At 60.2% G+C, this 25,181-nt stretch carries 20 protein-coding genes and 1 pseudogene; 15 read left to right on the top strand and 6 right to left on the bottom strand.

Going from position 1 to position 25,181, the window contains the following annotated elements; genetic code table 11:
* The first annotated feature begins 111 nt into the window (after window positions 1–111).
* From AM571_RS07720 to rpmG, 8 genes are all read left to right on the top strand, one after another.
* Complete coding sequence (locus tag AM571_RS07720) at window positions 112–1,053, top strand: aspartate carbamoyltransferase catalytic subunit (RefSeq protein ID WP_074060911.1); 942 nt, start codon at window positions 112–114, stop codon at window positions 1,051–1,053.
* On the top strand, window positions 1,050–2,342 hold the full coding sequence (locus AM571_RS07715; protein WP_074060910.1) for a dihydroorotase: 1,293 nt from the start codon (window positions 1,050–1,052) through the stop codon (window positions 2,340–2,342). Before AM571_RS07720 ends, AM571_RS07715 begins: the two co-directional genes overlap by 4 nt.
* 143 nt (window positions 2,343–2,485) lie before the next feature.
* Window positions 2,486–3,106, top strand: a complete 621-nt coding sequence (gene plsY / locus AM571_RS07710; RefSeq protein WP_074060909.1) for a glycerol-3-phosphate 1-O-acyltransferase PlsY — start codon at window positions 2,486–2,488, stop codon at window positions 3,104–3,106.
* Window positions 3,107–3,267: 161 nt separating this feature from the next.
* Entirely contained in the window at window positions 3,268–5,928 is a 2,661-nt protein-coding gene (gene topA / locus AM571_RS07705; RefSeq protein ID WP_074060908.1) for a type I DNA topoisomerase, read from the top strand.
* Window positions 5,929–5,930: 2 nt separating this feature from the next.
* Window positions 5,931–8,303, top strand: coding sequence for a ribonuclease R (rnr, locus tag AM571_RS07700; RefSeq protein WP_074060907.1), 2,373 nt, complete (start codon window positions 5,931–5,933; stop codon window positions 8,301–8,303).
* A 106-nt stretch (window positions 8,304–8,409) separates the two neighbouring features.
* Window positions 8,410–8,868 carry a DUF983 domain-containing protein gene (locus AM571_RS07695; protein WP_074060906.1) on the top strand — a complete coding sequence of 153 codons (459 nt, stop codon included), beginning with the start codon at window positions 8,410–8,412 and terminating at the stop codon, window positions 8,866–8,868.
* 232 nt (window positions 8,869–9,100) lie between these two features.
* Window positions 9,101–10,285, top strand: coding sequence for an MFS transporter (locus AM571_RS07690; protein WP_074063124.1), 1,185 nt, complete (start codon window positions 9,101–9,103; stop codon window positions 10,283–10,285).
* A 93-nt stretch (window positions 10,286–10,378) separates the two neighbouring features.
* Window positions 10,379–10,546, top strand: coding sequence for a 50S ribosomal protein L33 (gene rpmG / locus AM571_RS07685; RefSeq protein WP_003547442.1), 168 nt, complete (start codon window positions 10,379–10,381; stop codon window positions 10,544–10,546).
* A gap of 749 nt (window positions 10,547–11,295) precedes the next feature.
* Here rpmG and AM571_RS07680 read toward each other — a convergent pair.
* Window positions 11,296–12,669, bottom strand: a complete 1,374-nt coding sequence (locus AM571_RS07680; RefSeq protein WP_074060905.1) for a PleD family two-component system response regulator — start codon at window positions 12,667–12,669, stop codon at window positions 11,296–11,298.
* 18 nt (window positions 12,670–12,687) lie between these two features.
* Window positions 12,688–13,059 carry a response regulator gene (locus AM571_RS07675; protein WP_074060904.1) on the bottom strand — a complete coding sequence of 124 codons (372 nt, stop codon included), beginning with the start codon at window positions 13,057–13,059 and terminating at the stop codon, window positions 12,688–12,690.
* A 132-nt stretch (window positions 13,060–13,191) separates the two neighbouring features.
* On the opposite strand from AM571_RS07675, the gene AM571_RS07670 reads away from it, so the two are divergent.
* Together AM571_RS07670 and AM571_RS07665 are read left to right on the top strand one after the other, a co-directional pair.
* Complete coding sequence (locus AM571_RS07670; protein WP_074060903.1) at window positions 13,192–13,500, top strand: DUF3572 domain-containing protein; 309 nt, start codon at window positions 13,192–13,194, stop codon at window positions 13,498–13,500.
* Window positions 13,501–13,505: 5 nt separating this feature from the next.
* A pseudogene (locus AM571_RS07665) lies at window positions 13,506–14,151 on the top strand (hypothetical protein).
* Here AM571_RS07665 and AM571_RS07660 read toward each other — a convergent pair.
* On the bottom strand, window positions 14,099–14,713 hold the full coding sequence (locus tag AM571_RS07660) for a GNAT family N-acetyltransferase (RefSeq protein ID WP_074060902.1): 615 nt from the start codon (window positions 14,711–14,713) through the stop codon (window positions 14,099–14,101). The pseudogene AM571_RS07665 and the gene AM571_RS07660 overlap by 53 nt on opposite strands.
* 78 nt (window positions 14,714–14,791) lie before the next feature.
* Here AM571_RS07660 and AM571_RS07655 point away from each other — a divergent pair, with 78 nt between their 5' ends.
* The 4 genes from AM571_RS07655 (at window position 14,792) to AM571_RS07640 (ending at window position 18,672) form a co-directional block, all read left to right on the top strand.
* Complete coding sequence (locus tag AM571_RS07655; protein ID WP_074060901.1) at window positions 14,792–16,084, top strand: DNA polymerase IV; 1,293 nt, start codon at window positions 14,792–14,794, stop codon at window positions 16,082–16,084.
* A gap of 139 nt (window positions 16,085–16,223) precedes the next feature.
* Window positions 16,224–17,462, top strand: coding sequence for a L,D-transpeptidase family protein (locus AM571_RS07650; RefSeq protein ID WP_074060900.1), 1,239 nt, complete (start codon window positions 16,224–16,226; stop codon window positions 17,460–17,462).
* 188 nt (window positions 17,463–17,650) lie between these two features.
* Window positions 17,651–18,121, top strand: a complete 471-nt coding sequence (locus AM571_RS07645; protein ID WP_074060899.1) for a hypothetical protein — start codon at window positions 17,651–17,653, stop codon at window positions 18,119–18,121.
* A 44-nt stretch (window positions 18,122–18,165) separates the two neighbouring features.
* The gene (locus AM571_RS07640) at window positions 18,166–18,672 is read left to right on the top strand and encodes an HIT family protein (protein ID WP_074063123.1); all 507 of its coding nucleotides are present in this window, start codon (window positions 18,166–18,168) and stop codon (window positions 18,670–18,672) included.
* Window positions 18,673–18,709: 37 nt separating this feature from the next.
* On the opposite strand, the gene dnaE is transcribed toward AM571_RS07640, so the two are convergent.
* The gene (gene dnaE, locus AM571_RS07635) at window positions 18,710–22,192 is read right to left on the bottom strand and encodes a DNA polymerase III subunit alpha (RefSeq protein ID WP_074060898.1); all 3,483 of its coding nucleotides are present in this window, start codon (window positions 22,190–22,192) and stop codon (window positions 18,710–18,712) included.
* Window positions 22,193–22,695: 503 nt separating this feature from the next.
* Here dnaE and AM571_RS07630 point away from each other — a divergent pair.
* Entirely contained in the window at window positions 22,696–23,160 is a 465-nt protein-coding gene (locus AM571_RS07630; RefSeq protein WP_074060897.1) for a DUF5680 domain-containing protein, read from the top strand.
* Here the strand turns inward: AM571_RS07630 and AM571_RS07625 are convergent, their stop codons facing one another.
* Window positions 23,161–23,844, bottom strand: a complete 684-nt coding sequence (locus AM571_RS07625; protein WP_074063122.1) for an ABC transporter ATP-binding protein — start codon at window positions 23,842–23,844, stop codon at window positions 23,161–23,163. It lies immediately after the preceding gene.
* 15 nt (window positions 23,845–23,859) lie between these two features.
* Entirely contained in the window at window positions 23,860–25,167 is a 1,308-nt protein-coding gene (locus AM571_RS07620; RefSeq protein ID WP_074060896.1) for a lipoprotein-releasing ABC transporter permease subunit, read from the bottom strand.
* Window positions 25,168–25,181 lie beyond the last annotated feature (14 nt).

Genomic DNA, 25,181 nt, shown 5'->3' with positions numbered 1-25,181 from the left:
TTACGGATTTACGACAAATTGCGTGGGGACGTAAGCCTTTGTCCGCAGCACGTGCTTGCCCCTTACCGCGCCACTCATTATAGAGCGCGTGACACAGCAAGAGGCAGGTTCATGGTCTTCTTTCCCCACCGCCACCTCATCGGCATAAAAGGCCTCACGGAGCAGGATATCACCTACCTGCTCGACAAGGCGGATGAGGCCGTCAAGATCAGCCGGCAGCGCGAGAAGAAGACATCGACCCTTCGCGGCCTGACGCAGATCAACCTCTTCTTCGAAGCATCCACGCGCACGCAAGCCTCCTTCGAACTCGCCGGAAAGCGCCTCGGCGCCGACGTCATGAACATGTCGGTCGGCAATTCCTCGGTGAAAAAGGGCGAAACGCTGATCGATACGGCGATGACGCTGAACGCGATGCGGCCGGACGTGCTGGTGATCCGCCATTCGAGCGCCGGTGCCGCTGCACTCCTGGCGCAAAAAGTCTCCTGCTCGGTGGTCAATGCCGGCGACGGCCAGCACGAGCATCCCACGCAAGCGCTGCTCGACGCGCTGACGATCCGCCGTGCCAAGGGCAGGTTGTCGCGCATCATCGTGGCGATCTGCGGCGACGTGCTCCATTCGCGGGTGGCGCGCTCAAACATCCTGCTTCTGAATGCCATGGGCGCGCGGGTCCGTGTCGTCGCACCAGCGACGCTGCTTCCGGCCGGCATTGCGGAGATGGGTGTCGAGGTCTTCCACTCGATGAAGGAAGGGCTCAAGGACGCCGACGTGGTGATGATGCTGCGCCTCCAGCGCGAGCGGATGTCCGGCGCCTTCGTGCCTTCCGTGCGCGAGTATTTCCATTTCTATGGGCTTGATGCGGAAACCCTCAAAGCTGCCAAGGCCGACGCCCTGGTGATGCATCCGGGACCTATGAACCGTGGGGTGGAAATTTCATCCGAAGTGGCGGATGGACCGCAAAGCGTGATTGCCGAACAGGTGGAAATGGGGGTCGCGGTGCGCATGGCGGTGATGGAGATTTTGCTCGTGTCTCAGAACCGGGGGCCGCGGGCATGACGAACTCGATCGTTCTCAAGAATGTTCGTATCATCGATCCTTCGAAAAATCTCGACGAGATCGGCACGATCATCGTCAAGGACGGCGTGATTGCCGCAGCCGGTAAGGATGCGCAGAACCAGGGGGCGCCGGAAGGTGCCGCGGTTCGCGATTGCAACGGCCTTGTCGCAACCCCGGGTCTGGTCGATGCATGCGTCAATATCGGCGAGCCGGGGGCCGAACATCGCGAGACGATCGCTTCGGCGAGCCGGGCGGCGGCCGCAGGAGGCGTCACCTCGATCATCATGATGCCAGACACCGATCCTGTCATCGACGACATCGCACTGGTCGAATTCGTCAAGAAAACGGCCAGGGACACGGCGCTCGTCAACATCTATCCGGCTGCGGCGATCACCAAGCACCTGGCCGGCGAGGAAATGACTGAGATCGGCTTGCTGATGCAAGCCGGCGCCGTCGCCTTCACAGATGGCCGTTCCAGCGTTCATGACACGCAGGTGCTGCGGCGAGTGATGACCTATGCGCGCGAATTCGGCGCCGTCATCTCCTGCGAGACCCGCGACAAATATCTCGGCGCCACCGGCGTCATGCATGAAGGCTTGCTTGCCAGCTGGCTCGGCCTCGGGGGCATTCCGAAGGAAGCCGAACTCATTCCTCTTGAACGAGACCTTCGCATCGCGCAACTGACCCGCGGCACGTATCACGCAGCGATGATCTCGGTACCGGAGTCGGTCGAGGCGATCGAACTTGCCAAGAGCCGCGGCGCCAAGGTGACCTGCGGCATCTCGATCAACAACCTGACGCTTAACGAAAACGACATCGGCGAGTACCGCACCTTCTTCAAGCTCTATCCGCCGCTGCGTTCCGAAGACGACCGCGTGGCGATGGTGGATGCGCTGGCGAGAGGGGCAATCGACATCATCGTTTCTTCGCATGATCCGCAGGATGTCGATACCAAACGGCTGCCTTTCGGCGAAGCGGCTGATGGTGCAGTGGGTCTTGAGACGATGCTTGCGGCGGGCTTGCGCCTTTACCATAGCGGCCAGGTGAGTCTGATGCGGCTGATCGATGCGATGTCGACGCGCCCTGCGCAGATCTTCGGCCTCGATGCCGGCACGCTGAAGCCCGGTGCCAAAGCCGATATCGCGCTGATCGATCTCGACGAGCCTTGGCTTGTCTCAGAAGACATGCTTCTCTCGCGCTCGAAGAATACGCCTTTCGAGGATGCGCGCTTCAGCGGACGGGCTGTCGCGACCTATGTCGCGGGTAAGCTTGTTTACGGAGTGGAATAAGGCGGGTGTTGCCCCCGCAGGCGTGGTGAAGGCGGCTGGCAGAGGCGTTTGGTCCTTCGCAAGGCGCTGTAGAGATGCTTTCCCCTTTGGGCGAGACGGTCTGCGGGTGGGGTAAGTCCATTGGACGAAAGGGATGGAGTTATATGATCTCTGACGTGTTGACCTGGCAGATCACACTGCCGCTGGCGTTTGCGGCGGCCGTTATCGGCTATCTGCTGGGCTCGATCCCCTTCGGTCTCATCCTGACGCAGGCGGCAGGGCTCGGCGATGTGCGCAGCATCGGCTCCGGCAATATCGGCGCGACAAATGTGCTGCGTACCGGCAACAAGAAGCTTGCGGCTGCGACCCTGTTGCTCGATGCGCTGAAGGCGTCGGCCGCAGCCTGGATCGTCGGTTATTTCCTTGGCGGGGAAGCGGGCATCATTGCCGGCTTCTTTGCCTTCATCGGCCACCTCTTCCCCGTCTGGATCGGCTTCAAGGGCGGCAAAGGCGTTGCCACCTATATCGGCACGCTGCTAGGGGTCGCGCCGGTCATGGTTCTGCTTTTCGGCGCCGTATGGCTCGCGGTTGCCTTTACGACCCGTTATTCCTCGCTGTCGGCGCTGGTTGCGATGCTTGTCGTCCCGGTTGCACTGTGGATATTGGGGGTCGAGAAAGTTGCGGCCGTCATGGCGGTGATGTCTGTCATCTCCTATTACAAGCATAAGGCCAACATTTCCCGCCTCATGAGTGGGACGGAGAGCAAGATCGGGGCAAAAGGGTAAGTTGGACGAAGCCGCCCTCCCGGTGCTGCGGGAGCTCTAAAATTCAGCAAACCCCTTGACCGGAGCGATTTCCCTGTCCATGTCGGAGTGCCGGTAATCTTCGAGCGGCAAGTATTACGCTCTTCTCCTCGCCGGGCGCGGTGGTTTTTTAGAGAATCATGATGAATGTTGTAGTGGTGGAATCGCCTGCCAAGGCCAAGACGATCAACAAGTATCTGGGCTCCGGATACACGGTGCTCGCCTCCTTCGGCCATGTGCGCGATCTGCCTGCCAAGGACGGCTCTGTTCTTCCTGACCAGGACTTCGAAATGCTCTGGGAGGTCGACAGCGCCTCGGCCAAGCGCATGAAGGACATCGCCGATGCGGTAAAGTCTTCCGATGGGCTCATCCTGGCAACCGACCCGGATCGCGAGGGTGAAGCAATCTCCTGGCACGTCCTCGACGTCCTGAACAAGAAGCGCGTGCTGAACGGCAAGTCGGTGAAGCGCGTCGTCTTCAACGCCATCACCAAAAAGGCGGTCCTGGATGCGATGGCCGAACCGCGGGACATCGACGTACCGCTGGTCGATGCCTATCTCGCACGACGCGCGCTCGATTACCTCGTTGGCTTCAATCTTTCGCCGGTACTCTGGCGCAAGTTGCCGGGTGCCCGTTCGGCCGGCCGCGTACAATCGGTCGCGCTGCGTCTCGTCTGCGACCGCGAAACCGAAATCGAGCGTTTCATTTCGGAAGAATACTGGAACATTTCGGCTCTTTTGAAGACGCCGCGCGGTGATGAATTCGAGGCCAAGCTGGTTGCAGCCGATGGCAAACGGCTGCAGGCGCGATCGATCGCCAACGGCGACGACGCCGGCAAGCTGAAAGCCCTGCTCGAGGGTGCAGCCTATGTCGTCGACAGCATCGAGGCAAAGCCCGTCAAGCGTAACCCGGGACCGCCGTTCACGACATCGACGCTGCAGCAGGCAGCCTCCTCCAAGCTTGGTTTTTCTGCATCGCGCACGATGCAGATCGCCCAGAGACTGTACGAAGGTGTTGATATCGGCGGCGAGACGGTCGGTCTCATCACCTATATGCGTACCGATGGCGTGCAGATGGCACCAGAAGCGATCGATGCGGCCCGGCGCGCCATCGTCGATCAGTTCGGCGAGCGCTACATGCCGGAAAAGGCCCGTTTCTATTCCACCAAGGCGAAGAACGCACAGGAAGCCCACGAAGCAATCCGTCCGACGGATTTCTACCGTTCGCCCGACCGTGTGCGGAAATTCCTCGATGCCGATCAGATCAAGCTCTACGACCTGATCTGGAAGCGCGGCATCGCGAGCCAGATGGCCTCTGCCGAAATCGAGCGCACGACGGCCGAAATCGCTGCTGACAACAATGGAAAGAAGGCCGGCCTGCGCGCCGTCGGATCCGTCATCCGGTTTGACGGCTTCATTGCCGCTTACACCGACCAGAAGGAAGACGGCGAACAGACCGACGAAGGCGACGAAGGCGGCCGCCTGCCGGAGATCAATGCGCGCGAAAACCTCGCAAAGCAGAAGATCAACTCGACGCAGCACTTCACCGAACCGCCGCCTCGCTATTCGGAAGCGACGCTGATCAAGAAGATGGAAGAGCTCGGCATCGGCCGTCCCTCCACCTACGCCGCGACCCTCGCGACGCTCCGCGACCGCGAATATGTGACGATCGACAAGCGCAAGCTGATCCCCCATTCCAAGGGACGCCTGGTGACGGCGTTCCTCGAAAGCTTCTTCACCAAATATGTCGAATACGATTTCACTGCCGACCTGGAAGAGAAGCTCGACCGGATCTCGGCAGGCGAGCTCAACTGGAAACAGGTGCTACGCGATTTCTGGAAGGATTTCTTCTCGCAGATCGAAGATACAAAGGAACTGCGCGTCACCAATGTGCTCGATTCGCTCAACGAACAGCTGGCGCCGCTCGTCTTCCCGAAGCGGGAGGACGGTAGCGATCCGCGCATCTGCCAGGTCTGCGGCACCGGAAACCTGTCGCTGAAGCTCGGCAAATACGGCGCCTTCGTCGGCTGCTCGAACTATCCCGAATGCAACTACACCCGTCAGCTCACCTCCGAAAACGGCGGAGAAGCCGAAGGGGGGGTCCAAAACGAACCGAAGAACCTCGGCATCGATCCGGTGACCGGCGTGGAACTGACGCTGCGCTCCGGTCGATTCGGCCCTTACATCCAGCGCGGCGACGGCAAGGATGCCAAGCGCGCTTCGCTCCCGAAGGGCTGGAAGCCGGAAGACATCGACTACGAGAAGGCCATGGCGCTGATCTCGCTGCCGCGCGACATCGGCAAGCATCCGGAAACCGGCAAGATGATCTCCTCCGGCATCGGGCGTTACGGGCCATTCCTGCTGCATGACGGCGGCTATGCCAATCTGGAAAGCGTCGAGGACGTGTTTTCGATCGGCCTCAACCGTGCCGTAACGCTGATCGCCGAGAAGGCGAACAAGGCTCCGGGCGGCCGTGGGCGTGGAACACCGGCCGCGCTCAAGGAGTTGGGCGACCATCCCGATGGTGGCGCAATCACCGTTCGTGACGGCAAGTATGGTCCCTATGTGAGCTGGGGCAAGGTGAATGCCACGCTGCCTAGGGGCAAGGATCCGCAGGCAATCACGGTCGAGGAAGCGCTGGCGCTGATCGCCGCCAAGGCCGGCAAGGCGCCGGCGGCCAAGGGCAGGGCAAAACCGAAGGCAAAGGCTGCCGCTTCACAAGGCAAGGCGACCAAAAGCGCCGCCAAGCCCAAGGCCAAAGCCGCTGCGAAAGCGAAAGCGCCCGCCAAAACGAAGAAGAGCTGAGAGTGAGCAGGATTCCGCGCGAAAGAACGAAGACCTTGGGCAAGCGCTCGGGCAAGCTCGGCCGCGCGAGCCGCGAAGCCGCTCCCGTCGAACCGCTGAACATCGTGCACGGCGCATTGCCGTCGCGCGAAGTCATTTTGCGCTTCATCGCCGAGCATCCGCAAAAGGCGTCCAAACGCGAGCTCGCCAAGGCCTTCGGCCTCAAGGGTGACAGCCGCGTCGAACTCAAGCACATGCTGCGAGGCCTCGAACAGGAAGGCATGCTGCAGAAGACACGGAAATCGCTGATCCGGCCGGGCGCACTACCGCCGGTAACCGTTCTCGACATCACGACACGCGACAAGGACGGCGAATTGATCGGCCGGCCGGCGGAGTGGCCTGAGGATCAGGGCGTTGCACCTGCCGTCGCGATCCGCCAGACGTCGCCTGCCGGACGCCAGGGCAAGGGCAAGACACCCGTTGCCGGAATGGGCGATCGCGTCGTGGCGAAGATCTTTCCGGCGGCTGACCGCGGCGGACCGGCCTATACCGCGCGCATCATCAAGATCATCGACAAGCGCCGCGGCGCGACCATGGGGGTCTTCCGCACCGCCCCCGGCGGCGCTGGACGGCTGCTGCCGATCGAACGACGCGGCGAAGAGATGCTGATCGATCCGGATTATACGGGCGATGCCAAGGACGGCGATCTCGTCGAAGTCGAGATCGCGCGCCTCGGACGCTTCGGCCTGCCGCGCGCAAAAGTGCTGTCGGTCGTCGGTTCCGTCGCCTCGGAAAAGGCGATCTCGATGATCGCGATCCACGCGCACGGCATTCCGCATGTCTTCCCGCAGCCGGTGATCGACGAAGCCTTGGCGGCCAGGCCCGCGACGATGTCGCATCGCGAGGATTGGCGCGACGTGCCGCTGATCACCATCGACCCGGCCGATGCGAAGGATCACGATGACGCGGTCTATGCCGAAGAGGACCCCTCCCCCGACAACCCCGGCGGCGTGATCATCACCGTGGCGATCGCCGATGTCTCCTATTATGTCAGGTCCAATTCAGCACTCGACCGCGAAGCGCTGAAGCGCGGCAATTCGGTCTATTTCCCCGATCGTGTCGTGCCGATGCTGCCGGAACGCATCTCCAACGATCTTTGCTCGCTGAAGGAAGGCGTCGACCGACCGGCACTTGCCGTGCGCATGGTCTTCTCGAAGGAAGGCCGTAAGGCCGGGCATACGTTCCACCGCATCATGATGAAAAGTGCGGCGAAGCTTTCCTACAGCAACGCGCAGGCAGCGATCGACGGCAAGCCCGACGACAAGACCGGGCCGATGCTGGAGCCGATCCTCAAGCCGCTGTGGCACGCCTACGAGGTGATTAAGCGCGGCCGTGAAAGGCGCCAGCCGCTCGAACTCGATATGCCCGAGCGCAAGATCCTGCTGAAACCGGACGGCACGGTGGACCGCGTCTTCGTGCCGCCGCGGCTCGACGCGCACAAGCTTATCGAAGAAATGATGATCCAGGCAAATGTCTGCGCGGCCGAAACGCTCGAGAAGAAGCGTCAGGTGCTGATCTATCGCGTCCACGACGGTCCGACGCTCGCCAAGCAGGAGATCCTGCGCCAATTTCTGGCAACGCTCGGCATCTCGCTTGCCAAAGGCGGCAATGTGCGTGCGAACAGCTTCAACGGCATCCTGGCAAAAGCCGAGAACACGCCGCATCAGACGATGGTCAACGAGATGGTTCTGCGCTCGCAGAGCCAAGCGATCTACAGCCCGGAAAATATCGGCCATTTCGGGCTGAACCTGATGAAATATGCGCACTTCACCTCGCCGATCCGACGCTATGCGGACCTGATCGTTCATCGTGCTCTGGTCGGCTCGCTCGGTCTTGGCGAAGGCGGTATCACACCGGAGGAAGAAGCCGCACTCGACGACATCGCCGCCGAAATCTCCACGTTCGAGCGCCGTGCAATGGCCGCCGAGCGCGAGACGGTCGACCGGCTGGTCGCTCATCATCTGAGCACGCGTGTCGGGGAAGAATTCAAGGGGCGCGTATCGGGTGTCACGAAATCGGGACTATTTGTCGCCCTCCCTGACTATGGAGCCGACGGCTTCGTACCTATATCCACGCTCGGCACGGACTACTTCATCTATGATGAGGCGCATCAGGCGCTGTCAGGTGAAAGGACCGGTCTGGGATACCGTCTTGGAGACGATGTCACCGTGAAGCTTGCCGAAGCGATCCCGCTTGCCGGCGCCCTTCGCTTCGAGATGATAAGCGAAGGCCGCAACATGCCGACGGCGGTGCGCTCGTTCCACAAGGCAGGCCGCCGCGACAACCGCCAGGCCCGCAAGGCGGCCGGGACAAGGCCGCCAAGGGGGCGGCGATAGAACATCCTTTCATGGGATGTTCTGCATTTGAAACAAGCAGCGTCCCTTCTCCGCCAGGCGGACGGCGGTGCTCCATGCGTGTAGGGACGCTCGAAAGGGAACGATCATGACAACTGCCTCGACCGAACAACCGGTCCGTCATGGGGACGCAGAAACGACGGAGCGCCCGCTCGGCCGCTCCATCATGCGCGGCATGCTCAACCGTTGTCCACATTGCGGCAGCGGCAGGCTTTTCAGAGCTTTTCTCAAGCCCGTCGACCATTGCGCCGCCTGCGGCGAGGCCATGCACCATCACCGCTCCGACGACCTTCCGCCCTATCTCGTCATCCTCGTTCTCGGCCACGTCGTGGTCGGTGGCTACATGATGACCGACATGATCTGGCCGCTGCCGCTCTGGCTGACGCTGGCGATCTGGGCTCCCGTCACAGTTGTCACCGCCCTCGTCGCGATCCAGCCGATCAAGGGCGGCGTGATCGGCCTGCAATGGGCGCTTCGCCTGCATGGTTTCGGCGGCCAGAACGATGATCACGACGACTACGATATCCCCGGCGGGCGCTCATCGTAAGCAATCCTGCACCTTCACCGTCCAGACATAATTCGCGTGTAGTGGGCAACGCTCGCCGGCGCTGCAGGATTGCAGCACCAGTCCCTAGTGAACATGAGCTGGACTATTTGATCTATTGCCATCGGCACCGGACTTTCCGTAAAGCACAGCCCGTCACTTGGATTTGGCACGCGTGTGCCTTTCTATGTGCCACAAAACGGGCGATTCGTTTCAGTCATTCAAGGATGGATTCATGTCTCAGCCGAGAAACGGCACACCAGGCGATGTCGAGGAAATCCATTGGCCGTCGCTGGTTGCCGCCGTCTCGTCGATTTCCGCTGTCGGCATCGCGATCGGCCTTGGCCTTCCGCTTCTCAGCATCATCCTGGAAAAGCGCGGTATTCCCTCAACCCTCATCGGCCTGAATACGGCCATGGCGGGGATCGCCGCCATGGCTGCCGCCCCGATCACCACAAAACTCGCTCATCAATACGGAGTCGCCCCGACAATGCTCTGGGCCGTAGTGATTTCCGCGCTCAGCTCACTCGGATTTTACTACGCCGAAAATTTCTGGCTCTGGTTCCCATTGCGATTTGCATTCCACGGCGCGACGACGACCCTGTTCATCCTGTCGGAGTTCTGGATCAATGCCGCCTCCCCTCCGACGAAACGAGGCTTCGTGCTTGGCATCTACGCGACAGTGCTTTCGCTCGGTTTCGCGGCCGGCCCCCTCTTGTTTTCGATTCTCGGCAGCGAAGGCATTTTGCCGTTTCTGGTTGGTGCAGCCGCGATCCTGCTTGCGGCCATTCCGATCTTTATCGCGCGACACGAAAGCCCTATCCTAGAGGAGAAGCCGGAGCTGCACTTCATGCGCTACGTCTTTTTGGTACCGACGGCAACGGCCGCAGTCTTCATTTTCGGTGCGGTCGAGGCGGGCGGCCTTTCACTGTTCCCGATCTACGCGATCCGCGCGAACTTCACCGAATCGCAGGCGGCATTGCTGCTGACGGTCATGGGCATCGGCAATGTGATCTTTCAAATCCCGGTCGGAATGCTCTCCGATAGGATTTCCGACAAGCGCCCGCTGCTTGCCGCAATGGCCTTCATGGGCCTAATCGGCTCGCTGATGCTTCCGCTGCTCTCCCACAGCTGGATCATGATGGCAGGAGTCCTGCTTTTCTGGGGCGGTTGCGTTGCCGGCCTTTATACCGTCGGCCTCAGCCACCTCGGTTCCAGGCTCAAAGGCTCCGATCTTGCAGCGGCTAATGCCGCCTTCGTCTTCTGCTATGCCGTGGGCACCGTGGCCGGCCCGCAGGCGATCGGGGTTGCTATCGACGTTGCCGGAAACAATGGTTTTGCATGGGCGATTGCCTGTTTCTTCGGGCTTTATGCCTTGCTGGCAGGCATAAGGCTGCTTTTCCTGCGAAAGCGGGCTTGACTTTTCGGGCCGGATTCGTAGTTTCGCGCCAGAATTTGCCGTGGAGCCCATCCGGCTTTCCACGGCTTTCATTTTCTTAAAGGCAGGACAACCATGGCCAAGGCTACCACAATCAAGATCAAGCTGCTGTCGACGGCCGACACCGGCTTCTTCTACGTCACGACGAAGAACAGCCGGACGATGACGGACAAGATGACGAAGACCAAGTATGACCCGGTCGCCAAGAAGCACGTCGAGTTCAAGGAAACTAAGATCAAGTAATTCTTGACCTCAGGTTGATGGAAGAGCGCGCGCCGTCCGGCTGCGCGCTTTTTTCATTCCTGGATTGTCTTTTTTGCCCACCAGTCCAAAATGAAAAACGCCGCCTTGCTCCGCAATGGCACAAGACGGCGTTTTCAGGCAAAGGGGGTCGGCCAGCAGGCAAGGCGGCACGAGGAACCGCGAAAAGTTGCGAGCTAGCCGACCGGACCCCACGACCCAGGAGATGCGGCGGACCTGAGCATCATGGGGTATTCCGACTCCTATAGAGGGAGTGCTTTTCTCTTATGAGCCAATTGTTTGCGCAGAAATGAAAGAAAATCAACAAATTCTTAATGATGAGAAATTCCTGCCTGCTCCTATGGTTAAAAGTCCAATTTTGGGGCAGGTGGAGCTCAGCCGAATGACTTAGGCGTTCAGGAAATGAACCAGATTTCCAAAGAAACCGATAGGCACATAGCAGTAACTTCACTGGACGCTGACGTTACGTGAGGTCGCACATTTCCGTTTCGGAAAATAGCACCGCTTGCATAGTGGCCTGCCGCAATCCGTGTATTCTTCGACAGTGTGGCGTTGTTCTTTTAGCCGTGGCAAATGCAGGCCCAGAACCTCACTGAAGGCAGTGATCCATTTCCAGGCCTTTTCCACAAAAGAAGCGCGTCCATTGCCAGGAGCACGATTACAAATTTGTAATATTCGATGTTTTCCGGTGGAAAACCATGTCCTGCGCCGGTTACGAGACAGTATTGCCGTCAGGCTGCAGCAGCAACAACCCGGTTCCGGCCAGTGTTTTTCGCTTCATAAAGGGCAAGATCGGCCTGCTTCATAAGCTGGTCCGGTGTGATGACCGAGGACAGGCGCGAAGAGATACCGAAGGAGGCGGTGACTTTCAGCTCCTGCCCCGCCGATTTCAACCCAAAAGGAATGCTTTCGACCGAGGCCCGCAGACGCTCGGCAACCGCTGCAGCCACCTCAGGCGACGTATCGGGCATCACCACGACGAACTCCTCCCCGCCATAGCGGCATGCAAGATCGGCGCCGCGGACGGTCGAGCGGATGCGGTTGGCAAATTCCTTGAGCACTTCGTCGCCGGCATCATGGCCGTGCGTGTCGTTCACCTGCTTGAAGCGGTCGATGTCGGTGATCAGCACGGACAGCGGTCGCCCCCGGGCCATCGAGCGGTTGAAGAGGACCTTGAGATGATTGTCGAGGTAACGGCGGTTGTTGAGGCCCGTGAGCGGATCAGTGACGGCAAGCTCGATGGTCTGCTTGACGCTGGCCCGCAGGCGGTCGTTGAAGCGCTTGCGGCGGATCTGCGTCAGCCCGCGGGCAACGAGTTCGTTCGGATCGACCGGGCGGACGATGTAGTCGTTGACGCCGAGATCGAGAGCCCGGATGACCATGTCGTCTGCGCCCTGCTCCGTTATGATCAGGATCGGCAGAAAGCGGGTACGTTCCAGCGAGCGGAACTGAGAGCAGAGCCGCAAGGGATCGTAATCGTCAAAATTGGCATTGACGATCACGAGCTCGAAGGCGTTCTCGGCAGCTTCGAACAGGGCTGCCTGCGGGTCGGAGATGGCCGTCACATCGGCGATCGGCTTCAGCGCCTTGATGATACGCTCCTGCGAATTGGCGCGGCCGTCGACCAGCAGAATCTGTCCGGCCTCTTCCGGGCGCCCTTCGCCGGCACGCAGCAGATCGTCGATTCCCATGGTCTCGGCCGTTTCGGCACGGATGCGCAGTTCATCGCTCAGCGTCTTCAGGCGCAGAAGGCTCTTGACGCGGGAGATGAGCTGCAGGTCGTTTACAGGCTTGGTCAAGAAATCATCGGCACCCGCCTTGAGGCCGCGCACGCGGTCAGCCGGCTGATCCAGTGCCGTCACCATCACGACGGGAATATGCGAAGTCTTCGAACTCGCCTTCAGTCGCGCGCAGACCTCGAAGCCATCAAGCCCCGGCATCATCACATCGAGCAGGATGAGATCGACCTGGTTGCGCTCGCAGATCGCCAGTGCCTGATAGCCGTCCGCCGCCGTCAGCACGTCGAAATATTCCGCGAGAAGCCGCGCTTCGAGCAGCTTCACATTCGCCGGAACATCATCAACCACCAATATGCGCGCAGTCATAAACGTCTTTCAGATGCGCTAGGCATCACCGAGATAGGTCTTGATCGTTTCAATGAACTTCGGAACCGAGATAGGCTTGGAGACATAGGCTTCGCAGCCGCCCTGGCGGATACGCTCCTCGTCGCCCTTCATTGCAAAGGCCGTCACCGCAATCACCGGGATGACATGCAGCTCATCGTCTTCCTTCAGCCATTTGGTGACCTCCAGGCCGGAAACCTCCGGGAGCTGGATATCCATAAGGATCAGGTCTGGCTTATACTTTCGAGCAAGATCAAGCGCTTCCATGCCGTTTCGGGTCTGAATTGTCGAATAGCCGGACGCCTCGATCAGGTCGCGAAAGAGCTTCATGTTAAGCTCGTTATCTTCTACAATCATCACCTGTTTGGGCATGGCACGCGTGTCCCTACGTCTCGTCCCTGCAGCCGATCGCGCCGTGACATAAGCCTGCGCGCGCGAATCCAGGAAACCGATAGTGGCAAACTACCGGTATTTGGTTGAAGAAAAGGTAACTTACCCAGCGAAATGCAAAGCAACTTCAAGACTTCCAAACAATTAGCCGCAGACCCGCAGGAAACGGCGATTGCCGTTCTGAGCTGGCTGGCGAACGAACCCGACATGTTCTCGCGTTTCCTGGCACTGACCGGCGTGGAGCCTGCCCAGGTCCGCAACGCCGTCCACGATCCGGGCTTCCTCGCCGGACTGCTCGATTTCCTGATGAACCACGAGCCAACGGCGGTGGCATTTTGCGAGGCGACCGGGACGAAGCCCGATACGCTCGCTGCCGTATGGCGGCATTTCTCCTCTCCCGGCCTCGATTCGGGAGAATACTGAGCGCAATGGAGACCGGAGCTTTCGATCTCTCGCATGTGCGGCTCGGCGACCCCGCTGATCGTCTGCGAGGTCGACGCCTTCGTGCTGCAGTCCATCGATCCCTTTCAGCGGTTCCTGCTCAGCGAAGGGCATGAGCTTTTGCCGCGATCCTTTCATCTTCATGGCAATATCGTTTCTAAAGATGGGGTTGCGCTCGATCTTATCCATGTCCGTCGGCCGGTCGAAATCTTCTTCGAACGGCAGGAGGAGTGGCGTTACCCCTTTTTCTGGCCGCAAAGGCGCCCGGCAGGTTCTCCGCCACTGTCGATATTGTTTTCCTGACCGCAATGCCGCCGGTCTATGCGGATCAACGGCTGCGGTTGGGCCGACCGCTTCAACCTCCCCTCCCCGCTGCTTGGCACCTGTCAGGCGAAAGGGCCGGTCGCTTTCATCGACGACATGGCGGTCAATCTTCATTCGGTGCGCGATCATGTTGCAATTGTTTTGTGCTGCAACCGATGCCGGTCTTTGATCGTCACCGTTTCGCGCCTGCGGCCATGGACGGCATTCGGCCGTATTCACGACTGGAACGAGGCTGCATCGCTGATCGGCCGACATTTCACTGAAGCTGATGCGGCTCGGAGCCTCGCTGCCGCAAATCGAGCCTCATGAGCGGCCGCCCGTCCTTTCGCCGCGCCACCGGCTCGAAGCCCGCCGCATCGAAGATCGCGGTCGAGCCAATGCACAGCGTGACCGACTTCGACTGTCTCGAGTGGTCGATGGGACAGCCTTCGAGATAGCCCGCGCCGTTTTGCCGCGCGTGATCGATCGCGCCTTGCAGAAGGCGATGGCTAAGACCAATGCCACGCAGGGGCGGCGAGAGAAAGAAACAGCTCACAGCCCAGATGGACGGATCCAGCACATCACCCTCCTCCAGCGGCCGGGAAACTGTGCGCGGCGAGTTGAATTGGGCAACATCATGGCGCGGCCCCACCTGCACCCAGGCGACCGGCTGGCCACCCGCATATGCGAGAATTCCGGGTGGCGGACCGGCGGCGATGCGGTTTTTGATATGCTCTTTCCGCTCATCCGGCCGCATTTTGGTGCGCACTGCATGCGGCAACCTGAGTGCCACGCACCAGCAGTCACAGAAGCCGCCGCGCGGACCGAGAAGTCTCTCGAAATCTGTCCAGCGCTCCGGCGTCACCGGCTCAAAACGCAGATCGATATCCAAAGCCAAACCTCTCCCGTCTCTTGAGACTCGGAAGTTTAAGGCGTAGTCTGACAATGTTCAATCTTTGTTCTCACCACGATGACGCCCAACCCTGACAAGACACCCGGCTTCTGTCGCGACTGCCTTGCCGAGCAGAAGGGCCTTGCACGCCGCTGCACGGCCTGTGGCAGTCCGCGTGTCGTGCGGCACGAGGAACTTAATGATCTGACGCTCGCACATATCGATTGCGACGCGTTCTACGCGGCAGTGGAAAAGCGCGACAATCCTGAACTGGCCGACAAGCCGGTCATCATCGGCGGCGGCAAGCGCGGCGTCGTGTCCACCGCCTGCTACATCGCCCGCATCCATGGTGTTCGCTCCGCCATGCCGATGTACAAGGCGCTGGAGGCATGCCCGCAGGCGGTCGTCATCCGCCCCGATATGGAAAAATACGTCAAGGTCGGCCGCGAGGTCCGCACCATGATGCAGGCACTGACGCCGCTTGTGCAGCCGCTTTCAATCGACGAGGCATTCCTCGAACTCGGCGGCACCCAGCGCCTGCACAGCGACACGCCGGCGCGAACGCTCGCGAAATTCGCCCGCCGTGTGGAAAACGAGATCGGCATCACGGTTTCGGTCGGGCTGTCCTACTGCAAGTTCCTCGCCAAGGTGGCCTCAGACCTGCAAAAGCCGCGCGGCTTTTCCGTCATCGGCCGTGCAGAAGCCGTGGATTTTCTGGCGCCGCGACCGGTGACGACGATCTGGGGCGTTGGCAAGTCTTTCGCGGCAATGCTCGAAGCGGACGGCATCCGCACAATCGGGCAATTGCAGACGATGGAGGAAACGGACCTGATGCGCCGTTACGGCAGTATCGGCCAGAGGCTTGCGCGCCTTTCGCGCGGCATCGACGATCGCCAGGTTCACCTCAACGATCCGGCAAAGAGCGTTTCTTCAGAGACGACCTTCTTCGACGATATTTCACGTTATGACGAGTTGGTGCCGATCCTGCGCAGCCTCTCCGAGAAGGTTTCCTGGCGGCTTAAGAAGAGCGGCATTGCCGGCAATACGGTTGTCTTGAAGATGAAGACGGCGGACTTCAGGTCCCGCACCCGCAACCGTAGGCTGGAAGATCCGACGCAGCTTGCCGACAGGATTTTCCGGACCGGCATCGAGCTTCTGGAGAGGGAGACCGACGGCACGAAATTCCGCCTGATCGGCATCGGCGTCACCGACCTTTGCGATCCGGTGCGGGCCGACCCGCCCGACCTCATCGACAAGCAGTCCATGCGGCGCGCGGCGGCGGAAGGCGCGATGGACAAACTGCGCGAGAAGTTCGGCAAGAAGACCGTGGAGACCGGCTATACGTTCGGCAGCGGCAAACGCGACGGATAGTCCGGCAATGGCAAGAACGCGACTGTGCCGGCCAAAGATCACCGATGCGTGAGCGCCGATCCCACGACGGATGCTCAAGCCTTCCTTAAGGAATCGTGCCGTAATCTTACGGGCAAGTATTGCGTATTGGTTGGCTCACATGTTCTCGCGTTTTGTTTTCGGCCTCGGCTTTTTGTCGGCGACCGCGCTCGTGCATCACCCGGCGTTTGCGGTGGATGCCCGCACCTTGCAAATCTTTGTATCCAAGGACAAGCAGTCGCTTGTCGTCTATGACGGCACAGAGGTGATCGCGACCTCGAAAGTCTCCACCGGAAAGGCCGGTCACACGACACCGAACGGTATCTTTTCAATACTCGAAAAGAAGAAGTACCACGAGTCCAACCTCTACTCGGCAGCTCCGATGCCGTGGATGCAGCGGCTGACCTGGTCCGGCATCGCCCTTCATGAATCGAATTCCGTCCCGCGCTATCCGGCCTCTCACGGCTGCGTGCGCATGCCCGCAACCTTTGCCAAGCAGCTCTACAAGATGACGGATCTCAGCGTGCCGGTCATCATCAGCGATGCCGAAGTGGTGCCTGAGCCGATCGCGCATGCAAATCTCTTCCGTCCCGAGCAGCCGGAACCGCCACTGCTGCTTTCGGATGCGGAACTGCGCCCGGCGATCGGCCAGTACGGCGGAGAGCCGGTTCAGCTGGCGATGAACAGCGCCGCGCCGTCGCCTGTCGCGCAGGTCGCGGCACCGCAAAACACCGATCCGATCCGCATCCTCATTACCCGTCGAACCCAGCGCGAGACAGTGATCGACATCCAGACCCATCTCAACCAGCTGGGTTTTTCGACGGGTACAGCTGACGGTCTTGTCGGGCCGGCCACCATTCAGGCGATCAACACCTTCAAATCGCTGCGGCCGGCGCAATTCAAAGATGACAGGGTGCTCGTCAGCGACACTCTCCTCAGGGAAGTTTACGCTGCGACCGGCAAAGGCGAGCCGCCGAACGGCGTCATCATGGTGCGGCAGGACTTCATGCCGGTCTTCGAGGCACCGGTTTCGATCGACAATGCACGACAGGCACTTGGCGCGCATTTCTTCGTGCTGCACGCCGTCGACGCCAAGGCCGGCAAGGCCGACTGGCTCGGCGTGACGCTCAAGAATGATCTCTCCAGGCAAGCAATGAAGCGGCTCGGGATCGTCGCCAACGAGAGTTCGATCGTAACCGGCACGCCGATCGCCAACGCGCTCGACCGCATCACGATACCCGCAGAAACACGCCGACGGATCGACGGCATGCTGGCGGCAGGCTCGACGCTGACGATTTCCGACACCGGCATCGGCCCAGAGACCGGCGCCGGCACGGATTTCATCACCATTACGCGCTAGAGCGCAAAGCCATCGATAGCAGGCGGCACGGACGTGGTGGCCGTCAGGCCTTTGCAGTCGGTTCCGGCGCTGCCTTCCAGTTGCGATCTCGTTGCAAACAATGCCATACTGGTTGCAAATAAAGCGTCTCGTTCGGAACGTTCGATCAACCAAGTGGTTGGCCGGATCGAAAACGGAAATGCTCACGAATGTACGTCCTGAAACACGGCATCAAGAAGAATCCTGAAAAACGGTGGGCGCTGCCGGACCGGATCTTTTTTGGCTATGGCGCCTGCCACATCCTCGCCGGTGTCTTCCTTCGGCGTCCGCCGCTCGAAGATTTCCATGCTGAGCGGATCATTCCGAACGAGGGTTTTGCAGGAGCTCATATGTATGTGACGAACGGCATCATCGCCTTCGATCATCACGGTTATTGCGGGCGCGAACGGCTTCTGGAACACCATCGGAAGGGGTGGGCATCTCATAACCCCGGGTGGGGTTACGCAATCGTGGGGGTCGATTTCGATCCGCTCAGCACGGTCGAGCTAAATCGGCGCAAGATGCTCGGCCCCGATCAGTATCTGCACGACCCGATCCCTCGGGCACGCAACTTCATTGACCGCCGAGACCACGCCCAGGATGCTGCCAAGGCGCTCAAGACAACCTTCGTCCAAAATTGAACGGAAGCGCGCGTATTTGATTTAACGTTTCGATGATGTTCAGCATGAGCAAACGCCAGCCGTTCAATCTCGATGCCTACCTGCGCGACATAGAGACAAGGCCCTGCTTTATCTGCGGGCTGGTGGGCGGAGATCCTGCATTCTTCCATCATCGCATTTTCGAGGATGAGGAGACGATCATCTTTCTCAGCAAGTATCCAACGCTGCCCGGATACTGCATTGTTTCCCCAAGGAAACACCGCGAGGACTTGGCCGGGGATCTCTCCACCGAAGAATACCTTCGACTGCAACGGCATGTTCACCACTTGTCTCGGGCGCTGAAAAACACATTCGAGGCTGAAAGAATCTACGTTCTTTCACTCGGAAGCCGGCAAGCCAACAGCCATCTCCATTTCCATGTGGTTCCTCTGCCGTCAGGCCTACCACTCGAAGAGCAGCAGTACCACGCGCTGATGGTCGAGCATGGCGTGCTGAAGATTCCCGCCGACGAGATGGCACGGCTCGCAGAGCAGATCGCAAAAGCCTTTCTTCAGGAACGGGGCGTTTTCTGATTCTGGTTCAGCGGCTGCCGGCCTTGCAGTTCATGACCTAGACAAGCTCGACATCGACAATGCCGGGGGCAGCGCGCAATGCGGCGGCGATTTCCGGTGTGATGCGGTATTTTTGCGGCAATTCGACCTCGACCTCGCGCTTGCCGTCCTCCTTGATGACGATGAAGGAAACGAGGCCGTCACCCTTGGCGTTCAGGTGCGCCGCAACGGAGCGCAAAGGACCGGAATCGCGGACATAAACGCGCAGCGACTTCTGCATTTGGAGCGACTTCTCCTCCAGAGACTGGATCGTCTGCAGGCGCAGACCGACGCCCTCCGGCCGCTCCTCGCCGGTGGCGGTTAGCACAAAGGACTTCCCGGGTTCCAGCACGTCGCGGTACTGGTTGAGCATTTCGGAGAACAGCACGGCTTCGAACTGGCCCGACGAATCCGAAAAGACGATGATGCCCATCTTGTTGCCGGTGCGCGTCTTGCGCTCCTGCTTCGAAATGACCGTTCCGGCAAGCCGGGCATTGGTTGCGCCCTGTTTCACGGCAGCGGAGAAATCCGCAAAGGTCTGCACCCGCATCTTCTGCAGGATGTTGTTGTAGCTGTCTAGCGGATGCGCCGTCAGGTAGAAGCCCAGCACCTGGAACTCCTTGAGCAGCCGCTCGGAAGCGAGCCAGGGCGAAAACGGCGGCAGCGCGATTTTCTCCGGCCCGGACGATAGCGCGCCGCCGAAGATATCCGACTGGCCGCTCAGCTTATTTTCCTGCGCGCGCTGGGCATAGCCCAAAATGCGATCAAGGCCGGCTGCGAGCTGAGCGCGATCCTGGCCGAAGCAGTCGAAGGCGCCGGCATAGATCAGGCTTTCCAGCACGCGCCGGTTGACCTGGCGCGGATCGATGCGCAGGCAGAAGTCTTCGATGCTCGCAAAAGACTTGTCGCCGCGCACGTCGACAATGTGATCGACGGCATTTTCGCCGACGCCCTTCAGCGCCGCCAATGCGTAGTAAATGCGGTTGTCGCCGGTTTCAAATTGTCGGAACGAGCTTTGAACCGAGGGTGGAATGACCTCGATGGCGAGGCGCTTGGCATCCTGCCGGAAATCGTTGACCTTATCGGTGTTCGACATATCGAGCGTCATCGACGCGGCCAGGAACTCGACCGGGTAATGCGCCTTCATATAGGCAGTCTGATATGAAACGATAGCGTAGGCGGCAGCGTGCGACTTGTTGAAGCCGTAGTTTGCGAACTTTGCCAGCAATTCGAAGATATTATCGGCTTGCGGCTTCGACACGCCGTTCTTGATGGCGCCGTCGACAAAGCGTTCACGCTGCTGGTCCATTTCCGCCTTGATCTTCTTGCCCATGGCGCGGCGCAGAAGATCGGCTTCGCCGAGCGAATAGCCGGACAGGACCTGGGCGATCTGCATCACCTGTTCCTGATAGACGATGACGCCCTGTGTCTCCTTGAGCAGGTGATCGATCTTCGGATGGATCGACTCGATCTCTTCGTCCCCATGCTTGCGGGCATTGTAGGTCGGGATGTTTTCCATCGGGCCCGGTCGATAAAGCGCGACGAGGGCGATGATGTCCTCGATGCAGTCCGGCTTCATGCCGATCAACGCCTTGCGCATGCCGGCACTTTCCACCTGGAACACGCCGACCGTTTCGCCGCGCGAGAGCATCTCGTAGGTTTTCTTGTCATCGAGCGGGATCGCGGCGAGGTCCACCTTGATACCGCGCTTGGCGACGAAATCGACCGCGACCTTCAGTACCGTCAGCGTTTTCAGGCCGAGGAAGTCGAATTTAACAAGGCCGGCCTGCTCGACCCACTTCATGTTGAACTGGGTAACCGGCATGTCGGAGCGCGGGTCGCGATACATCGGAACCAGCTTCGAAAGCGGGCGGTCGCCGATGACGATGCCGGCGGCGTGCGTCGAGGCGTGGCGGTAGAGGCCCTCGATCTTCTGGGCGATATCGAGCAGGCGCGCCACCACGGGCTCCTTCGCCGCCTCCTCCTGAAGCTTCGGCTCCTCCTCGATCGCCTTGGAGAGCGGCGTCGGATTGGCCGGGTTGTTCGGTACCAGCTTACAGATCTTGTCGACCTGGCCATAAGGCATTTCCAGCACACGGCCAACGTCGCGCAGGGCAGCGCGCGCCTGCAGCGACCCGAAGGTGATGATCTGCGCCACCTGCGCGCGGCCGTACTTCTGCTGCACGTAGCGGATCACCTCTTCGCGACGATCCTGGCAGAAGTCGATATCGAAGTCGGGCATCGAGACGCGTTCGGGATTGAGGAAGCGTTCGAAGAGCAGCGAAAAGCGCAGCGGGTCGACGTCGGTGATCGTCAGCGCATAAGCAACCAGCGAGCCTGCACCGGAACCGCGGCCGGGGCCAACCGGGATATCATGCTGCTTTGCCCATTTGATGAAGTCCGCAACGATCAGGAAGTAGCCCGGAAACCGCATGCGCTCGATGACGCTGAGTTCGAATTCCAGCCGTTCACGGTAATCCTTCTCCTCATAGCCGGGCGACATGCCGAGTGTCGAAAGGCGCATGTCGAGCCCCTCCTCCGCCTGCCGGCGGAGCTCCAGCGCTTCGGCGCGTTCCGCCTCCTCGGGATCGTCGGTGGCACCGGTAAAGCGCGGCAGGATGGGTTTGCGGGTCTTCAGTACGAAGGAGCAGCGCCGGGCGATCTCCACCGTGTTTTGCAGCGCTTCGGGCAGATCGACAAAGAGCTTCGCCATCTCGGCGCGGCTCTTCAAATAGTGGTCCGGCGTCAGGCGGAAGCGGCTGTCGTCCGAGACGATGGCGTTATGGGCAACGGCCATCAGGGCATCGTGGGCATCATAGTCGTCACGCGTCGGGAAAAACGCCTCGTTCGTCGCCACCAGCGGAAGATCGTGCTCATATGCAAGCCCCACGACCCTCTGTTCATGGCGCTTGTCATAGGTTCCGTGGCGCTGCAATTCGACATATAGCCGGTCTGGAAAGAGGTGCTTCAGGGCAAGCAACCGGGTTTGCGCCTGTGCGGAATGCCCCTGCTTCAGTGCCATATCGACGGGACCGCCAAGCGCACCCGTCAGCGCGATCAACCCTTCGGTTCCCGCCTCTTCCAGCCAGTTGGCCCTGATATGGACAGCCTGGTTGTCGTCGCCGCCGAGATAAGCGCGGCTGACGAGATCGACGAGCCGCTCGTAGCCAGCCGCGGTCGCGGCGAGCACGACGATCGAAGGCAGCTTGGGCAGACCCTGCTGGCCGCCGCGCCTTTCTGTCTCCAGGTCGTCCATATCGATCGACAGCTGGCAGCCGATGATCGGCTGCAACCCCTCCTCCATCGCCTTTTGCGAGAATTCGAGGGCGACGAACAGGTTGTTGGTGTCTGTGATGGCGATCGCCGGCTGGCTATCGCCGGTTGCCTTGTAAAGGATCTTCTTCAGCGGCAGCGCCCCTTCAAGGAGCGAATAGGCCGAGTGGACACGCAGATGCACGAAACCCGGCGTACCACCGACGAAGCCGCTCTCCGCATCCGCCATCTCATACCCTTCCAATAGCCCGAATGAATCGGTTTGCATTGTCGGTGTTGATGAAAGCGATGTCCAGAAGCAGCCCCTTGTGGGGACCGCAAGAATGCGATGCGGTCCCCTGAAAAATTACATTGCCATGAGGATCAATGAAAAGCTGGCAACGAACATCGCAATGGAGGTGAATGCTGCGATATCACGGATCATGTCAGTCATCTGGCTCTCCTTTACTCGTTATGTTTCCAATTTGTTCCGCTATTGTTCCGTTGTCAACAGGAATCGTTTCCGCATGGTTAACGGCGGGGCGGCACGAGAATTAACGTCATCGCCTCGTTTCTAAGCGGCATCGGCTGCCGACAATGCCGACGGTTCTCCTGCCGGCAAGTTCCAGTAGAACGAGCACCACGCGATCGGTGAAGCGGTCGGTCGAATTGCGGTCATTCGTCGCAAGTTCTCATTTTGTTCTTTACAGCCATACGTTTTTCAGAGAGCTTCAGCGCGGGAGGCCGAAAGCCATGAATCTTGCTGCATTGAACCACTTCATCGTCGAAGCGAAGGCCAATACCTATGTCGGCGGCGGGAAAAAATTGGGCGGCTGCCGCAGCGGATCGCACGACATAGGCTACGAGCGCGAAGACTGGCGCTATCTCGACAGCTATTTCGGCGGAACGGATTTTGCCGGTCAAGAAGTCGTTTGGCTGGGCGGCGAGCCGGTCTGGGTAATGAACTATTTCGGCCGCATCGTCGAGCCGGCCCTGATCGATGGGGACAAGGCAGGCGCCGTCATCAAAGCGGCGCTTTCGACTATGTATGCCGAATACGGGCGCTTCCTGGGCGGCATGGAATTCGAGCATCCCTTCGGCTTTTATGCCGACCACAGCATTGGCGATTGCGATCACTTCAGCGGACGGGAAATCATCATCGTTGAAGAGCGGAGAGCTTACGAGCTGGACTACCGAGGCGGCCTCGTCCGCTGCTGATCAGAACTCGACAACCCTACCGTCGCTGATCGTCACGCGACGGTCCATGCGGCCGGCGAGCTCGTGGTTATGAGTGGCGATCAGCGCTGCAAGTCCTGACTGGCGGACGAGCGCCTCCAGCGCATCGAACACGTAGCTTGCGGTCTCGGGATCGAGGTTCCCGGTCGGCTCGTCGGCCAGAAGCACGGTCGGCGCATTGGCAACTGCGCGCGCAATCGCGACCCGCTGCTGCTCGCCGCCCGAAAGCTCGCCGGGACGATGGCTGGCGCGATGGCCAATACGCATGTAGTCGAGCAGCTGCTTTGCACGTTCGCCGGCCTCCTTTCGCGGCAGTCCGGCGATCATCTGCGGCATCATGATGTTCTCGAGGGCCGTAAACTCCGGGAGCAGATGGTGGAACTGGTAGACGAAGCCAATCTCGCTGCGGCGGATTGCGGTGCGCTTGTCGTCGCTCAGCCCTTCGCAGACTTGACCATTGACAATGACTTCGCCGCCGTCTGGGTGCTCAAGGAGGCCCGCGACATGCAGCAGTGTCGACTTGCCGGTGCCCGAAGGAGCGACCAACGCGACGATCTCGCCGCTGTGAAGGGTAAAATCTGCCCCCTTCAGAATGGTGAGCACGGTATCGCCCTGGCCATAGTGACGCTCGACCCCCGAAAGCTTGAGAACGACGTTCCGTTTCATTGAAATCAGCATTCCTTATTCGTAGCGGAGCGCCTGCACCGGATCGAGCCGCGAGGCCCGCCAGGCGGGGAAAATGGTCGCGAGAAAAGACAGCGCCAGCGCCATGACGACGACAGAGACCGTCTCACCGAGACTCATCTCGGCCGGCAGCTGACTGAGGAAATAGAGTTGCGGATTGAAGAGCACGGTGCCCGTGACCCAGGAGAAGAACTGCCGGATCGATTCGATGTTGATGCAGACGACGACGCCGAGCAGCACGCCGGCAATAGTGCCGACGATGCCGATCGCAGCACCGGTCATGAAGAAGATGCGCATGATGGCGCCGGAGGTCGCTCCCATGGTGCGCAAGATGGCGATATCGCTGCCCTTGTCCTTCACCAGCATGATCAGGCCGGAAATGATGTTCAGCGCCGCGACCAGAACGATCAGCGTCAAGATCATGAACATCACATTGCGCTCCACCTGCAGGGCGGAGAAGAAGGTCTGGTTGCGCTGTCGCCAATCAGTGATAGCGATCTGACGGCCTGCCGCTTCCTCCACCTTTGGACGGAGATTGTCGATATCGTCGGGGTTGTTGGCGAAGAGCTCGATCGACTGAACGAGGCCCTCGGCATTGAAATAGAGCTGCGCCTCTTCAAGCGGCATATAGATGATCGCCGCGTCATATTCCGACATCCCGATCTCGAAGATGCCGGAGACCGTGTAGGATTTGACGCGCGGATTGATGCCCATCGGCGTCACGTCGCCTTCCGGTGAAATGAGCGTGATGGTATCGCCGGCCTGCAGACCGAGCTGCTCCGCCATGCGCGAACCGACAAGAACGCCCTGCCCCGAAGCGAATCCGACAAGGTCTCCCGATTTGATGTTGTCGGAAACCGTCTTGAGCTTGGTCAGATCGTCGGCGCGGATGCCGCGCACCAGGGCACCGGTTCCAGCACCGGCCTGGCCCGACGCCAGCGTCTGGCCCTCGACCAACGGCAGCGCCATCCTGATGCCGGGCACCGCCGAAAACCTGTCGGTCAATGCCGCATAATCCGTGAAAGGTCCGTCAACCGGCTGCACGATCATATGGCCGTTGATGCCGAGGATGCGCGAGATCAGCTCGGTGCGGAAACCGTTCATGACCGCCATGACGATGATCAGCGTCGCGACGCCCAGCATGATGCCGACGAAGGAAAAGCCGGCGATGACCGAGATGAAGGCCTCCTTGCGGCGGGCGCGCAGATAACGCCACGCTACAAGCCGTTCGAAAGCGGAAAATGGCCTGACCGCCGGACCGAAGCCGGATTTCGAACCCCGCTGGTCCACCGCCGCATCTGCCATTTCGCCTCCGTTCG

Source organism: Rhizobium etli 8C-3 (assembly GCF_001908375.1).
Taxonomy (GTDB): Bacteria; Pseudomonadota; Alphaproteobacteria; order Rhizobiales; family Rhizobiaceae; genus Rhizobium; species Rhizobium etli_B.
This window is presented reverse-complemented; position numbering and strand designations above follow the sequence as displayed.

Coding starts and splice junctions, on each gene's coding strand:
- AM571_RS07720 (WP_074060911.1), top strand. CDS start 112: ATGGTCTTCTTTCCCCACCGCCACCTCATCGGCATAAAAGGCCTCACG.
- AM571_RS07715 (WP_074060910.1), top strand. CDS start 1,050: ATGACGAACTCGATCGTTCTCAAGAATGTTCGTATCATCGATCCTTCG.
- plsY (WP_074060909.1), top strand. CDS start 2,486: ATGATCTCTGACGTGTTGACCTGGCAGATCACACTGCCGCTGGCGTTT.
- topA (WP_074060908.1), top strand. CDS start 3,268: ATGAATGTTGTAGTGGTGGAATCGCCTGCCAAGGCCAAGACGATCAAC.
- AM571_RS07695 (WP_074060906.1), top strand. CDS start 8,410: ATGACAACTGCCTCGACCGAACAACCGGTCCGTCATGGGGACGCAGAA.
- AM571_RS07690 (WP_074063124.1), top strand. CDS start 9,101: ATGTCTCAGCCGAGAAACGGCACACCAGGCGATGTCGAGGAAATCCAT.
- rpmG (WP_003547442.1), top strand. CDS start 10,379: ATGGCCAAGGCTACCACAATCAAGATCAAGCTGCTGTCGACGGCCGAC.
- AM571_RS07680 (WP_074060905.1), bottom strand. CDS start 12,669: ATGACTGCGCGCATATTGGTGGTTGATGATGTTCCGGCGAATGTGAAG.
- AM571_RS07675 (WP_074060904.1), bottom strand. CDS start 13,059: ATGCCCAAACAGGTGATGATTGTAGAAGATAACGAGCTTAACATGAAG.
- AM571_RS07670 (WP_074060903.1), top strand. CDS start 13,192: ATGCAAAGCAACTTCAAGACTTCCAAACAATTAGCCGCAGACCCGCAG.
- AM571_RS07655 (WP_074060901.1), top strand. CDS start 14,792: ATGACGCCCAACCCTGACAAGACACCCGGCTTCTGTCGCGACTGCCTT.
- AM571_RS07650 (WP_074060900.1), top strand. CDS start 16,224: ATGTTCTCGCGTTTTGTTTTCGGCCTCGGCTTTTTGTCGGCGACCGCG.
- AM571_RS07645 (WP_074060899.1), top strand. CDS start 17,651: ATGTACGTCCTGAAACACGGCATCAAGAAGAATCCTGAAAAACGGTGG.
- AM571_RS07640 (WP_074063123.1), top strand. CDS start 18,166: ATGAGCAAACGCCAGCCGTTCAATCTCGATGCCTACCTGCGCGACATA.
- dnaE (WP_074060898.1), bottom strand. CDS start 22,192: ATGGCGGATGCGGAGAGCGGCTTCGTCGGTGGTACGCCGGGTTTCGTG.
- AM571_RS07630 (WP_074060897.1), top strand. CDS start 22,696: ATGAATCTTGCTGCATTGAACCACTTCATCGTCGAAGCGAAGGCCAAT.
- AM571_RS07625 (WP_074063122.1), bottom strand. CDS start 23,844: ATGAAACGGAACGTCGTTCTCAAGCTTTCGGGGGTCGAGCGTCACTAT.
- AM571_RS07620 (WP_074060896.1), bottom strand. CDS start 25,167: ATGGCAGATGCGGCGGTGGACCAGCGGGGTTCGAAATCCGGCTTCGGT.